This is a genomic window from Exiguobacterium sp. s157, from assembly GCF_018618205.1.
Classification (GTDB): domain Bacteria; phylum Bacillota; class Bacilli; order Exiguobacteriales; family Exiguobacteriaceae; genus Exiguobacterium; species Exiguobacterium chiriqhucha.
On the sequence record NZ_JACSLQ010000003.1, the window covers coordinates 74,454 to 87,896 of the forward strand.

Annotated in this window: 18 protein-coding genes; 9 read left to right on the plus strand and 9 right to left on the minus strand. The window is 53.1% G+C overall.

Annotated elements, in window-relative coordinates; all coding sequences use genetic code 11:
- The first annotated feature begins 65 nt into the window (after positions 1-65).
- From pdxK to bshB2, 3 genes are read left to right on the plus strand one after another with little or no spacing between them, the layout of a single operon-like run.
- Complete coding sequence (gene pdxK / locus KNP67_RS07545; RefSeq protein WP_021068111.1) at positions 66-890, plus strand: pyridoxine/pyridoxal/pyridoxamine kinase; 825 nt, start codon at positions 66-68, stop codon at positions 888-890.
- A gap of 53 nt (positions 891-943) precedes the next feature.
- Positions 944-1,315, plus strand: a complete 372-nt coding sequence (locus tag KNP67_RS07550) for a YojF family protein (RefSeq protein ID WP_029596267.1) — start codon at positions 944-946, stop codon at positions 1,313-1,315.
- The gene (gene bshB2 / locus KNP67_RS07555; protein ID WP_034805162.1) at positions 1,312-1,965 is read left to right on the plus strand and encodes a bacillithiol biosynthesis deacetylase BshB2; all 654 of its coding nucleotides are present in this window, start codon (positions 1,312-1,314) and stop codon (positions 1,963-1,965) included. The genes KNP67_RS07550 and bshB2 overlap by 4 nt, the downstream gene beginning before the upstream one ends.
- Before the next feature lie 165 nt (positions 1,966-2,130).
- Here bshB2 and KNP67_RS07560 read toward each other — a convergent pair whose 3' ends face one another.
- From KNP67_RS07560 to KNP67_RS07575, 4 genes are all read right to left on the minus strand, one after another.
- The gene (locus KNP67_RS07560) at positions 2,131-2,964 is read right to left on the minus strand and encodes an undecaprenyl-diphosphate phosphatase (protein ID WP_214756389.1); all 834 of its coding nucleotides are present in this window, start codon (positions 2,962-2,964) and stop codon (positions 2,131-2,133) included.
- Positions 2,965-3,054: 90 nt separating this feature from the next.
- Positions 3,055-4,200, minus strand: a complete 1,146-nt coding sequence (locus KNP67_RS07565; RefSeq protein WP_353048047.1) for an MFS transporter — start codon at positions 4,198-4,200, stop codon at positions 3,055-3,057.
- Positions 4,201-4,316: 116 nt separating this feature from the next.
- The gene (locus KNP67_RS07570) at positions 4,317-4,829 is read right to left on the minus strand and encodes a type 1 glutamine amidotransferase domain-containing protein (RefSeq protein WP_029596270.1); all 513 of its coding nucleotides are present in this window, start codon (positions 4,827-4,829) and stop codon (positions 4,317-4,319) included.
- Positions 4,830-4,897: 68 nt separating this feature from the next.
- Positions 4,898-5,488, minus strand: a complete 591-nt coding sequence (locus KNP67_RS07575) for a DNA-3-methyladenine glycosylase (RefSeq protein WP_214756390.1) — start codon at positions 5,486-5,488, stop codon at positions 4,898-4,900.
- 124 nt (positions 5,489-5,612) lie between these two features.
- Between KNP67_RS07575 and KNP67_RS07580 the strand changes: the two genes are divergently transcribed.
- Positions 5,613-6,086 carry an NUDIX hydrolase gene (locus KNP67_RS07580; RefSeq protein WP_029596272.1) on the plus strand — a complete coding sequence of 158 codons (474 nt, stop codon included), beginning with the start codon at positions 5,613-5,615 and terminating at the stop codon, positions 6,084-6,086.
- A gap of 61 nt (positions 6,087-6,147) precedes the next feature.
- Here KNP67_RS07580 and nhaC read toward each other — a convergent pair whose 3' ends face one another.
- The gene (nhaC, locus tag KNP67_RS07585; protein WP_214756392.1) at positions 6,148-7,524 is read right to left on the minus strand and encodes a Na+/H+ antiporter NhaC; all 1,377 of its coding nucleotides are present in this window, start codon (positions 7,522-7,524) and stop codon (positions 6,148-6,150) included.
- Positions 7,525-7,732: 208 nt separating this feature from the next.
- Between nhaC and queC the strand changes: the two genes are divergently transcribed.
- Genes queC through queF form a run of 4 tightly spaced genes read left to right on the plus strand, consistent with a single transcriptional unit; the run spans position 7,733 to position 10,024 of the window.
- Positions 7,733-8,377, plus strand: a complete 645-nt coding sequence (queC, locus tag KNP67_RS07590; RefSeq protein ID WP_021068102.1) for a 7-cyano-7-deazaguanine synthase QueC — start codon at positions 7,733-7,735, stop codon at positions 8,375-8,377.
- Complete coding sequence (queD, locus tag KNP67_RS07595) at positions 8,374-8,829, plus strand: 6-carboxytetrahydropterin synthase QueD (protein WP_058765458.1); 456 nt, start codon at positions 8,374-8,376, stop codon at positions 8,827-8,829. Before queC ends, queD begins: the two co-directional genes overlap by 4 nt.
- The gene (queE, locus tag KNP67_RS07600; protein ID WP_236355772.1) at positions 8,829-9,524 is read left to right on the plus strand and encodes a 7-carboxy-7-deazaguanine synthase QueE; all 696 of its coding nucleotides are present in this window, start codon (positions 8,829-8,831) and stop codon (positions 9,522-9,524) included. The genes queD and queE overlap by 1 nt, the downstream gene beginning before the upstream one ends.
- Positions 9,525-9,535: 11 nt before the next feature.
- Complete coding sequence (gene queF, locus KNP67_RS07605) at positions 9,536-10,024, plus strand: preQ(1) synthase (RefSeq protein ID WP_029333812.1); 489 nt, start codon at positions 9,536-9,538, stop codon at positions 10,022-10,024.
- A gap of 29 nt (positions 10,025-10,053) precedes the next feature.
- Here the strand turns inward: queF and KNP67_RS07610 are convergent, their stop codons facing one another.
- Positions 10,054-10,710 carry a TVP38/TMEM64 family protein gene (locus tag KNP67_RS07610; RefSeq protein WP_214756393.1) on the minus strand — a complete coding sequence of 219 codons (657 nt, stop codon included), beginning with the start codon at positions 10,708-10,710 and terminating at the stop codon, positions 10,054-10,056.
- A 115-nt stretch (positions 10,711-10,825) separates the two neighbouring features.
- On the opposite strand from KNP67_RS07610, the gene KNP67_RS07615 reads away from it, so the two are divergent.
- Entirely contained in the window at positions 10,826-11,335 is a 510-nt protein-coding gene (locus KNP67_RS07615) for a hypothetical protein (RefSeq protein ID WP_058765452.1), read from the plus strand.
- 187 nt (positions 11,336-11,522) lie between these two features.
- Here KNP67_RS07615 and KNP67_RS07620 read toward each other — a convergent pair whose 3' ends face one another.
- From KNP67_RS07620 to KNP67_RS07630, 3 genes are all read right to left on the minus strand, one after another.
- A complete protein-coding gene (locus KNP67_RS07620; protein ID WP_058765449.1) occupies positions 11,523-12,020 on the minus strand; it encodes a hypothetical protein in 498 nt (165 codons plus the stop codon).
- Between the two features lie 93 nt (positions 12,021-12,113).
- Entirely contained in the window at positions 12,114-12,569 is a 456-nt protein-coding gene (locus KNP67_RS07625; RefSeq protein ID WP_021068095.1) for a GNAT family N-acetyltransferase, read from the minus strand.
- A 58-nt stretch (positions 12,570-12,627) separates the two neighbouring features.
- Complete coding sequence (locus tag KNP67_RS07630) at positions 12,628-13,392, minus strand: TrmH family RNA methyltransferase (RefSeq protein ID WP_021068094.1); 765 nt, start codon at positions 13,390-13,392, stop codon at positions 12,628-12,630.
- Between the last annotated feature and the right edge of the window lie 51 nt (positions 13,393-13,443).

A 13,443-nucleotide genomic window follows, 5' to 3' on the forward strand; every position in this document is an offset into this window, starting at 1 on the left:
TTGTCGTAACGCCAAAAAGTCGTTATAGTGAAACTATCCAAACAGACAAAGGGGATTGAACGACTATGACGATGAAAAAAGCTTTAACAATCGCTGGCTCGGACACGAGTGGCGGTGCAGGCATCCAAGCTGACTTGAAAACGATGGAAGAGCTAGGTGTTTACGGCATGACCGCCCTCACGGTCATCGTGGCTCAAGATCCGCATAATGCGTGGCATCACGAAGTGTTCCCAATCGACACGACGTTGATTGAGAAACAGATTGATACGGTCCTCGCTGGGATTGGTGTCGATGCTGTCAAGACAGGTATGCTCCCGACTCCAGAGATTATCGAACTCGCTGCCCGTAAAATTAAAGAGTACGGCATCCAAAACGCGGTCGTCGACCCAGTCATGGCATGTAAAGGTGCCGACGAGATTCTCAACCCGGACGTCGCGGTCGCGATGCGCAAGCACCTCGTGCCGGTCGCTAAAATCATCACACCAAACTTGTTCGAGGCGCGTATGCTCGCTGGCCTCGATAAGACACCTTCAACGATGGAAGAAATCAAAGAGGCTGCTCGCTTGATCCATGAACTCGGCGCTGAAATCGTCATCGTCAAAGTCGGTGGCAAGCTCGGCTTCGACACAGCATTCGACGTGCTTTACGACGGCAACGAGTATCGCCTCCTCGAGAGCGAAAAAATCGACCCTGCCTTCACACACGGCGGCGGCTGCACGTTCTCGTCAGCTATCGCGGCGTCACTCGCGAACGGTCACTCGGTCGATGAAGCCATCGAAATCGGAAAAGAGTTCATCACGGAAGCGGTCCGTCATTCGTTCCGCCTCAACCAATACGTTGGGCCAACGAACCATACCGGTTACCGCAAAAAACTAGCAACACAATCATAACGGGTGGCCCGGGACGCATGTCTCGGGTCATCGTTTCCATTGGAGGGAACCGCGTGAAATCAATTCAACCTACAACCATCCAGACTTATTTGGACGCGCATGTATCCATGCCGCTCTATGTCCATGTCGAGACGACGAACGGGGCGTATGCGACGCATAACGACCCTGATTTCCATAACGCCGGTATGTTCATTCGCAACGTCGTCATCGAATATAGCATCGGCCAAATCAAGGGCGATGGACCATACCGGGTCGGCTTGAAACTCGATCACGGTTGGCTTTACGTCGAAGGTTTGACCGACTACGAACAGCACGGAGACCAGCTCCTGCTCGCCGGCCATGACCGTCTCGGACGTCTCGCCTGCGCCTTACACTTAGACATCAAACCGCTCCCGCAAGGAGCCTCGGAGGTGGAAAGCCAATGAATGGACCATTACTCGTTATTTTTCCGCATCCCGATGATGAAGCGTTCAGCTCGGCCGGGACGATTATCCAACACCATAAACACGGATTCCCGGTCACGTACGTCTGCCTGACGCTCGGTGAGATGGGCCGCAATATGGGTTCGCCGATTTTCACGACGCGTGAAGAGTTGCCGAAAATTCGTAAACATGAGCTCGAGGAAGCGTGTGCCGTCATGGGCATCGATGACCTCCGCATGTGGGGACTTCGCGACAAAACCGTCGAATTCGAAGACGAAGCGGAACTGGCGGCACGTTTCAGCGCCTTAATCGAGGAAGTACAGCCGGCACGCGTCATCTCCTTCTATCCGGGTTACGCCGTCCACCCTGATCACGAGGCGACGGCACGTGCGGTCGTCCGAGCGTTGCAAGACATCGATGCCTCGAAGCGTCCTGAATTTTTAGGAGTCGCGTTCGACCATCGCACCGACGCCGAACTCGGAAAACCGCACGTCGTCATCGAAGTCGGTCAAGAGAGCACGGCGAAGCGTGAGGCGCTGCTCGCCCACCGTTCACAGACGGAAGGCCTGTTACGCGCCATCGACAACGCAGAAAACGCCCACGTCATGGAGTTACTCCAGCGTGAGCGCTTCTATCACTATCCGTTCTCATGATTCATAGGCAAGGCGTGTCACGTACAATAATGTACCGACAGCTCCTAAGCCGATTAACGTTCCCAATACGACAACGATATGTTCCATGTTCTCACCTCTACTTGGTTATACGAACTTGATGGATCATTGGTTTCAAAGCGCATGTGCTGACATGCGCTTTTTTTCTTAGAAGTACAAGAAGTAAATCACAGCCGCCAACACGATGCGATAAATCGCGAACGGCGTCAACTTCACTTTGTTGATCAACTTCAAGAAGAACTTAATCGACAAGAGCGCGAACAAGAACGCGCTAATGAATCCGACAACGAAGACCGGTAGGGTCGCCATCGTAAAGTACTCCCATTTGCTGTAGAGCGACAGCGCACTAGCACCGAACATGATCGGTACGGCCATGATGAATGTAAAATCTGCCGCGGCCCGGTGACTCATCCCTAAGAGGACACCGCCCGAGATGGTCGACCCTGAGCGTGAAAAACCTGGCCAGAGCGAGAAACATTGAATCAAGCCGACACCGAGCGCTTGTTTATACGAAATCTCATCGAGCGTTGCTGTCGTTTGACGCTTCACGCCTGAAAAATCCGCGGCAATCATGAAGAATGCTCCGATGACGAGTCCGATTAAAACGGTCTTGATGGAGAACAAGTTCTCGTCGATATAGTCTTCAAACAATAGCCCGAGCACGCCTGCCGGGAGCAGACCGATGAAGATATGCAGCAAGTTCAGTTTCTTTGTCGGCCCGCTGCTGCGAATCGCGAGCAACTCCTTCGGATTCAACAACTCTTTGAACCGATTTCGAAATACGACGATGACCGCTAAAATCGAACCGAGCTGAATTACGATCTTAAATGTGTTCGCCACCTCTTGACCGAGGAAGCTGCTCGAGTTGAGCCACAGGTCATCCACGAGAATCATATGTCCCGTTGACGATACCGGAGCAAACTCTGTCAGTCCTTCGACGACGCCTAACAAAAAGCCAATAAATAATTCATACCATTCCATTGTTTATCTCCTACTCCAGTATTGTTTCTTATCATACACAAATTTATTCTCAACCGCCCTAGGTCTTGAGACGTAAAAAAAGAGGACGCTTCAGGAAGCATCCTCTTTCCACGCTCTGACCGTGACAATCGCTTGATGCACACAAACGGTAATCCCGATGAACAAAAAGGCGACGAACAGCGTCACCCCTGCCCCGACGGCAAACACGAGCCCGAACAGGATGATGCCGCCATGCAGCAACATCGAGACGGACGATTCCGTCGTCGCCCGAATCGTGGACGGGACACGGTGGTGCAACGCCCCGAGATAGAGCGGTTCAACGATCCCGATGAGACAGGCCATTCCGACCATCATCACGAGACCGGTCGGCCCTGGATACAGACCGAGGATGACAAAGCCAATGCCGATGCCCCAGCCAATCCAGCGCAACCAACGCTCGGCCGTGGCGAAACGTAACAGCACCGGCGCGACCAACTGTCCAGGTATTTGGATGAGCAGTAGAATCGTTGATAGCATCCCGAACCAATAAAGCGGAAGCGCGACGTCGCGCGCATACAACTGCCAGAACTCATCGATAAAATTGAACGCACTAATGGTCACAACAAACAACGACGTTACGATAAACACGCGACGATGTTGCCGAATAAAGCGGAAGCCGGCCGCGATGTCCGCCCACATCAACCGTTCGTCCGATACGACTCGCTTTGTTTCAATCAGACCGAGGCTGCATGTCGTCGCGATGAACAAACTGACAATCGACAGCACGTAATTCAGCTCAAACGGGAAGCGTGTCGCCAACAGACTGCCACTGAGGGCCGCGAGCACGGCTGCGACGATTCCGATGACGTTCAATCGACCGACTGTACGTTCAAACGTTCCCGCCTTTCCGTCCTGTTCGAGCGTCTCATACAGCAACGCATTCTCGGCCCCGCTCCGAAACGCCGCTCCAATGCCTGACAAGCCGATGGCGACAGCAAACCCGACAAACGAGAACGACAACAGTAGAACGATAAACGATAGACATTCCAACCCGACCCCGATTTGCATCAGCCGCCGCCGCTCAAATCGGTCGGCGAGGACACCCGTCGGCACTTCAAGCATCACGACGAGGACGGCGTAAATCATTTCGAGATAGACAACCTCTTGAATCGTGATCGTCCGCGACTCCCAAAACAGACGTTCAATCGTGTAGGCCGGGATGAGCGCATCGAACCAACGCATCCAACCAAGTAACACAACGTTTCGACCGACTTAACTAGGTGAACGTGCTCTTTTCATCATACATCTCCTCCTTGTTTGTCTATTCCCGCTGACACAAAAAAAAGCCACGGAAACATTCCGTGGCCTGCACATTATTTAAGCAGATTGAGCATCTCGCGATTGAACGCCGGGATGTCGTCCGGTTGACGGCTCGTCACGAGCTGTTCTTGGCAGACGACGACTTCTTTGTCCGCATACTTCGCTCCAGCGTATTCCATGTCGACTTTAATCGACTTGTAGCCCGTCGCATCGCGGCCTTCGAGCGTCTTCGCCGTAATCAACAGCTGTGGTCCGTGACAAATGGCGAACACCGGCTTTTTCGCGTCCATGAACGCTTTCGCGAACTGGACGAAACGGTCATCTTCGCGCAACAAATCAGGTGAGAATCCGCCCGGTAAGAGCAGTGCGTCAAAGTCTTCTGGTGAAACGTCGTCGATGGCTTTGTCGATTGTGACCTTCGACTCCCCTTGTTTGCCTTCGACTGTATTCCCAGCTTTCTTTTCAATCGTGACAACTTCGTGCCCCGCTTCCACCAATGCGTCGCGTGGACCCGTGAACTCTACGTCTTCAAACATGTCTGTGATTAGCGTTGCTACTTTTGCCATATTGAAACACTCCCTCATTATTTTTATGCACATAGGGAGTGTTCCACACCTAACCGGAGCATAAACATTCAGCGAAACTTGGAGACGTACGGATTCGAGCGTTCAAAGAAACGATACGGATAGTCACGCGCTTCACCCGTGTTAGGAATGCCGATGCGCGGACCGGCCTCGATGTCTGGAATGACGTCCCCTTCGACGATATAGAGCGGTTCATGTTGGAGCGAATGCCCATACAGGTCCATCGTGATCCCGAGCGCTTTCGTCAGCTTGCCGGGACCGTTCGTCTGATCGAACCGTTTGATGCCAGGACGATTCATGTCGATGATGGCCTGTCCTTCAATCGGCTCGATGGCTCGGATGAGGACGGCTTCCGGCGTGCCGACCGGACCGCTCACGACGTTCAAGAGCGTATGCGTGTGCATCTGATACGTATAGACGTGTCCCGGCAATCCGAACATGACCTCGGTCCGATTCGTCCGTCTGCCCCCGAAGCTATGGGCCGCCCGGTCGACGGCACCAAGATACGCTTCGGTCTCGACAATCTTTCCGACGATTTGTCCGTCTAGATGATCGTGGACGAGATAGTGACCGAGCAATGAGCGTGCCAATTCAATCGTCGGTTGCTCGTAAAATGATGGATCGAGTCGTTTCATCGTCATCCCTCCTTCGGTTTATTTTCTCAAATGAAGACGGGGTGACACAAAGAAGATGCCTTTTCTGATCAAAGGGATTTCATGATGAGAGCCGAACTATATGACATACGAGAAAGTGAGGCGAAACAAGGTGGGGTATCTATTAGAGTTAAGACAGACAGTCGGGAGCAGGCCGCTCATCAGTGTCGGGGCGACCATCCTCGTGTTGAATGAATACGGGGAGCTGTTGTTCCAACACCGGTCCGATACGAATGATTGGGGATTGCCCGGGGGATCGATGGAGTTGAATGAGACGTTAGAAGAAGTGGCCGCTCGTGAATTGAATGAAGAGACTGGTCTTGAAACCAATCAATTTGAACTCGTCGGTGTTTGTTCGGGACCGAAGTTTTACTTCAAGTATCCGAACGGGGACGAGACGCATAGTGTCATCAATCTTTTCCATGCAAAGCGCGTGCAAGGGACGTTAGCCATGAACGACGGAGAAAGTCTGGACTTGCAGTATTTCTCAAGAGCTGACTTGCCATCGGACATCGAATCGAGGGCTCAGGCGCTCATCGACCAGTTCGGGGATGCGTTATGGCAACTCGAGAACTCTTTTATCTGAGACACTCAAAAACCATCCAGGACAGCTAATTGTCCTGGATGGTTTTTTGTAAGTGATTCGATTAAGATGCGATTCGCATCGCCTCACGCTGCTTTCCCAACTTCACATATCCGAGAATAATCGAGAAGATTGGGCTGAGCCAGAGGAAGAAGGCGAACGGTGCATACTCAAGCACCGGCACGCCGAGCGTGGCGGCAAAAAACGCACCTGACACGCCCCATGGGATGAGCGGGTTGATGACCGTGCCGCCGTCTTCGAGGGCACGTGACAAGTAGCGCGGATCGATGCCACGGTCAATGAACCCTTGTTTGAACGCTTGCCCTGGGAGCAAGATTGACAAGTACTGTTCGCCAGCGAGCAAGTTGACCCCAATCGAGCTGAGGACAACCGAGAGCACGGAGCTGCCCGGAGACTTCAACCGTTCGAGCAAGGCGTCGACGATCGCTTGGAATACGCCGAGTTCACGGAGCAAGCCACCGAACGCGAGCGCAATCAAGACGAGACTGACCGACCAGAGCATCGACTCGAGTCCGCCACGATCGAGCACAGCTGCAATCGTCTCGTTCTCGACGCCCGACTTGAACCCGGCCTGCATGACACCGAACCAGTTTGTGACGTTCCAGTTGCCTTGAACGAAACCAGCTGTCAACACTCCGGCGAACATCCCGACGAGCATCGTCGGCAAGACCGGCATGCGACGGAACGCAAGCACCGCGACGAGAACCGGCGCGAGCAGCGTCAACCATGACAAGTTGAATCGTCCAGCGAGTGCTGCCTGCGCTTCAGCGATTTGCGTCGTATCCGCCGCTTGACCGCTCCGACCGAGAAGCGTGAACAAGACAAGGGTGATGAGGATGGCCGGTACGGTCGTCCCCATCATAAAGCGGATATGGTCGAACAGTTTGACACCAGCCACGGCCGGTGCGAAGTTCGTCGTATCCGATAGCGGACTCATCTTGTCACCGAAGAGTGCACCCGAAACGATGGCCCCGGCCGCGAGCGCCGGAGAGATCCCGAGCGCCATCCCGATTCCGAACAAGGCGACCCCGACCGTACCGACTGTCGTGAAGGCACTACCCGTGAACGACGAGACGATCATCGTGATGAGCAGGACGCTCGGCAAGAACCATTGTGCTGAAATTGTATCTAAACCGATGGAGAGGATTGTCGCCACCGTGCCAGACATTTGCCATACGCCAATCAACATCCCGATCAACAGTAAAATCAAGACCGGCATGATGGCTTCACGAATCCCGCTAATCATCGCCGCTTCAATTCGTTTGAAATCACGCGTCCGATAATACGCGTAACCCCCTATTAATACCATTGTGCCAAAGATCGCCATATGTGGCGTCGCTTTGGCCAAAAACATCAGTGCGAGCAGGGAAATACCGCTCATCAGCACGACGAATACAGCCTCTTTTCCTTTCATCTGCATCGACGTCCCCTCCTTTCAGTTCCATTATTTTCTACCTAACCGCTTAAACGCTTTTATGCGCGAAAGTGTTTCAGTGATGTCCTTTACTATACCTGCTTCTCTTTTCCCTGTCAAACGTCTTTTTATGGTAAAGTAAACGCTCGAGGGTGACCTCCGGAGTTCGTAACCTCCTCCGACATCAAAACTAGCGAAAAAGGAAGTGTGCACGTTGCAACACGAAAAAGCATTGGTCGTCTTTAGCGGCGGTCAAGATTCAACCACCTGTCTATTTTGGGCAAAACAACAATTCTCTCATGTGGAAGCGGTGACGTTCGCCTACGGGCAACGCCACGACGCGGAAATCGAGGTCGCAAAAGAAATTGCGGCCGAACTCGATGTCCCGCACCACATCCTCGATTTGTCCTTACTCGGACAACTCACCTCTAACGCGTTGACGAGACATGATCTCGACATCGACAATGCGGACGTCCCAAACACGTTCGTCGATGGACGCAATCACTTATTCTTATCCTTTGCGGCCGTCATGGCCAAACAGCTCGGTATGCATCACATCGTCACCGGCGTGTGTGAGACCGACTTCTCAGGTTATCCGGATTGCCGGGACCAGTTCGTCAAATCCTTGAACGTGACGCTCAACTTAGCGATGGACTATCCGTTCGTCATCGATACACCGCTCATGTGGCTCGACAAAAAGCAGACGTGGGAACTCGCGGATCAGCTCGGTGCGTTCGATTACGTCAAAGAGCGGACACTCACGTGCTATAACGGCATCCTCGGATCAGGTTGCGGCGAATGTCCGGCTTGCGTGCTCCGTCAAAACGGCCTTGCCGCTTATGAGGAGGTACGCGTATGAAACACGCTCCATTCCTCGCCCCGACGAGTGTCGAAGCCAAACAGGACGGCTCGCTCATCTATTGTCCGCATCGCGTCCAAATCGTCAAAGAAGTGACGTTCGACGCCGCCCATCACTTGTTCGATTATGACGGCAAATGCCGCGCGCTACACGGACATACGTATAAATTGCAAATGGGCATCAGCGGATTTCTAGACAACCGTGGCATGACGCTCGACTTTGGCGACCTGAAAGTCATCTTTAAAGAAGAACTCGAACCCTACCTCGACCATCGCTATTTGAATGAGTCGTTACCTTATATGAACACGACTGCCGAAAACATGTGCTACTGGATTTTCGAGCAGCTCGCCAAGCACTTGCCTGACGAGCGCGACGTCCGCGTCGAATTCGTCAAACTGTACGAGACACCGACGTCATACGCCGAGTTCCGCCGCGAATGGTTGGTGGACTGATGAAAATCCCTGTCCTCGAAGTGTTCGGCCCGACGTTCCAAGGCGAAGGCCGCGCCATCGGCCAGAAAACGATGTTCGTCCGGACCGCCGGTTGCGATTATCGCTGTTCGTGGTGCGACTCTGCCTTCACATGGGACGGCTCGGAGAAACCCGATATGCTCACAGCCGACGAAATCATCGAACGGCTCGACGCGCTCGGTGTATATGACTACGTCACGATCTCGGGCGGGAATCCGCTCCTCATCGCCGCGATGAAAGAGCTCGTAGCGAAATTGAAGGCGCGTGACGTCAAGCTTGCCGTCGAGACGCAAGGCAGTCGCTATCAGGACTGGCTGTCTGATATCGACGACGTGACGCTCAGCCCGAAACCACCTTCTTCCGGCATGACGACCGACTGGGAGAAACTCGACGCCATCGTCGAACGACTGCGCCCCGAACAGATGACGTTCAAAGTCGCCGTCTTCGATGAGCTCGACCTCGCCTATGCGAAATCGGTCCAGACGCGCTATACGCCGGACGTCATGTACTTATCGGCCGGCAATCCTGAGCCTGGTGCGGACGGTGACATCACCGACGCCCAGCTCCGTCGCTTGAAAGAACTATGGGAGGACGTAGCCCGTGACCCGTCATGGCAAAGCGTCCGTGTCCTGCCACAACTGCACACATTACTGTACGCCAACGAACGTGGCGTCTAAGGAGAATACTCATGAGACCAGAAGACTTACAAGACTTGTCGCTACTCGGACAGAAGAGCGTCCCATACATTTTTGAATACGCACCGGACGTCCTCGAGGCGTTCCCGAACCGTCACCCGGAGAACGACTACTTCGTGAAGTTCAACGCACCGGAATTCACGTCGCTCTGCCCGATCACGAACCAACCGGACTTCGCGACAATTTACATCTCATACATCCCGGACGAGAAGCTGGTCGAATCGAAATCGCTCAAGCTGTACTTGTTCAGTTTCCGCAACCACGGTGATTTCCATGAGAACTGCATCAACGTCATCGGGAAAGACCTCGTCAAGTTGATGGAGCCGCGCTATCTCGAAGTGTGGGGCAAATTCACGCCACGCGGCGGCATTTCAATCGATCCGTACTACAACTACGGCAAGCCGGGCACGAAATACGAGAAGATGGCCGAGCATCGCCTCTTCAACCACGACCTCTATCCAGAGACGGTCGACAACCGCTAATCGAAAAAGAAGTAGGTGCTCATCGGCGCCTACTTCTTTTTATAACGATTGAGTTGTCGTTTAATCGGTTCACGGAACACGGTCGCGACGAGCGTCAACACGATTAAAACTGCGAGGGCGAGCAAGACCATCTTCACATCCCCGCTCGCGAGACTGCTGCCGAGAAAGTTGTTGGCGAACGCCCCCGGAATCATGCCGACCGTCGTCGCGAGCACGTATGCCGGGAGTCGCACTTTCGCCAGCCCGGAGGCATAACTGACCAAGTCAAAGTTGACGAGCGGAATCAGGCGTAAAATCAAAACGTAAAAGAACCCGTCCTCTTCGATTTTATGTTGGAGCTTCTCATAGCTGCTCGCTTCGAAATGATGCAAAAAGCGGTCGCCAAAGCGAATCGCCACGTAATACGCGACGAGCGCGCTGAGTGTGGCCCCGATGACCGTATAGACAACGCCGGCGAACGTCCCGAACGCCAAGCCGCCGGCGACAGATAGGACGGACGTCGGAAACAGGATAAGCGGACGAAACGTGAACAGGATGATATAGACGAGCGGGGCGAGCCAACCGAATTGAACGATATAATCCTGAATCTCCGCTGGTCGCAAATCGATCCATTGATAGAGGAACATCGCCGTCCCGAACACGACCAAGACGATGGCAATCATCCATTGCGTTTTCCACTTGTTCATCGGTCGCCCTCCTCTCTTTCTTTCATCATATCGCCTCGTCTCGAAAAAGTAACGCCTTCCTTTTTTTAGGAGTCACATTATGGTACGGTTAGAAAAAGCAGAAGGAGGAATCCCTATGTACTTGGCAGATGCCATCAAACTGAAGAGCCTGCTCCATAAGCAGATTGATAAATTGTTAGAAGAAGTCGAGCGCGTCGCGTTCATCGAACTCGAGAAAGACGAGCCGCTCCCGACGATTCAATCGCGCTCACTCGAGGATATCGAAGTCGAACTCGAGTCGATTCGTCGAGATATGCGTTGTCTCGATCGTCTCGTTTATGAGGCGAACTTGAAGACGGTAATCGAGACGCACGACGGGCCACTCCCGCTCGTCGAGGCCATTGAGTTCGCGATTCAACTACGTGCTCAGGCCCGCATGTATCAAGAACTATCCGAGCGTCCGAAGCGCGAGTTTCAATACGGTTTTGGTGAAGGGACTGCCGTCATCAAGCATGCACTCTACGATCCGGAGCTATATCGCTTGAAAGCGATTGACGTCGAGAAGCGGGCGAACCGCATCTCAAACGCCATCAACGCGGCCAACTATCGAACGGAGATTGACTTTGACCCGAGTCGTTACATGTGACCTTGGCCCGGTGAGACTCCGGGTCAAGGATTGGCGCCACCACTTGTTCCTACGTCTAGGATGAGCATACGGCCATGGACCAACCAATTACCGATGACCGATGACACCTTTACTTGTCACTCGTTCCTAACCAGATACGATTCAAGTGCGCCGAAAACGCGCCGGGGAACATTCCCTGGCGCGTTTTTCACATGTGGTGATTATGATGGTCATGATGATTGTGATGATGCGAGCTTGAACGGCGGCGCGGTGCCGGCTCGTCGGCGAACTTCTCCCCGTCCAAAATGCCGAGCCGTTTATATTGGCGGTCAATCCGCTCTTTCGTCTCGTCGTGTACGTGCGGCGACTCCATGACCAACTGATAGCTCCCGAGCGCGACCCGAAACGGCTCCATCTGTGTGCGATGCACCGGGAACGAGGTCACGTCCCGCAAATAGTCAGCGAGCCGATTCGCCGATTCATCACTCGGATGGTCGGCTAAATCGGAGGCGAACCGTTGCATGTCTTTCAACAGACTGTTCGTCTTTACTTGATTACCAATCCCTCCGATGACAGCGAACACGATAATACCGATAATCAGGAAAAAGAAAATCGGAAAAATGATTGGCACTCCACTAAAGAACGAATCTTCCATCCCCGTCGACTCGATATAGACTTCTTCTCCAAACGCAAACGCTGTGAACATATCGCTTCCCCCTTTCTTATCCATACGTCCGTTTTTCGTTTTAGTTTCATGTCCGCAAAAAAAAAACCGTGGCATGCGCCACGGCTTCAACGGTCAGTTCAATTGTTTCTCCATCATGATGCGAGGCTCGTTGTCCTCTGTATAGGCCCCCATGATGTCGTAGCCACACAACAGGTTCAAGATGATGACCCCTTTGTTCGTGTTACGCGCTTTCGTTCGAATCGAATGGAACCCTTGCGCCTTCACCCATTCGAGTTGCGTGTCCATCAGCTTGCGGCCGATGCCATGCTTTTGAAACTCAGGGTGAACGCCGCCGGCCCAGCTATAGAAGCGATACGGCTCGGCCTCATAACCGATTTTGAAGCCGACGAGACGCTCGTCTGAAAAAGCGAGCAACACGAGCGGATTCGCATGGCGATATAGCCGTTCTTTAAAACGCAGTTGATCGATGTCCCCGTATAACGTCCGATACAGGTTAAAGAATTCCTCTTCATAGTCTTTGAAATTCGTCGTCACATCTTTCACGATAAATGAACTGGTCGTACTCATCTTTCCATCCCCTTTCGAAATATGGACAAGTTGTTCGTACGCCTGTACCTTTCGCCGTTTACTCCGTTTTTCCTGTCTCGCGCGCAAAAGCGGTCAAACCTTTTTGCTTATACACGCCGAGCGACCGCTTCGGAAGGCTCTTCACCATCCAATTTTTTAAGATGCGTTGCTTGTCTTTCGCCTTCAGTCCATATCCGTCCGTCACGACGTGGCGCGCCCGCGTCGTCACATCGTACAACGAGATGGCGGCAGCGACCGAGATGTTCAAACTTTGGACGTATCCTTGCATCGGAATCAAGTAATTGCCGTCCGCTTTGGCGAGCGCCCGTTCCGATACGCCGTGATGTTCATTCCCGAACAAGAGCACGGTCGGTTTTGACACGTCGATATCCTCGAGTGGGACCGCTTCTTCACTGAGTGCCGTCGCGAGCACTTGGTAACCGTCCGCCTTCAACCGATCAATCGCATCCTCGATCGAAGGATGTTCGACCACGTCGACCCACCGATCGGCGCTCTTGGCGATAATCGAGTTCGGTTTGAACTTGGCCCGCCCTTCGACAACGTGCAACGTCTGGACACCGAACGCGTCCGCCGAACGGAGCACGGCCGACTGATTGTGCGGATCATCGACCCCTTCTGTCAAAATCGTGATATGGTTCGTCCGTAACTCCAACACTTCTTGCATCCGTTTGACCCGGTCTGGCATCAACATGCTATATAGCAGTCGGTCTTCTTCTAATAACAGGCCCGATTGCAACAATTCCTCAAGCATGGCCGTCTGCTCTTCTTTTGATAATGCCGATGTCGTCTGTCTCCATCCCATCGTTCTCGCCCCTTTCAACCTCTAGTATTGTAGCGAGATTCGTTCCGACTG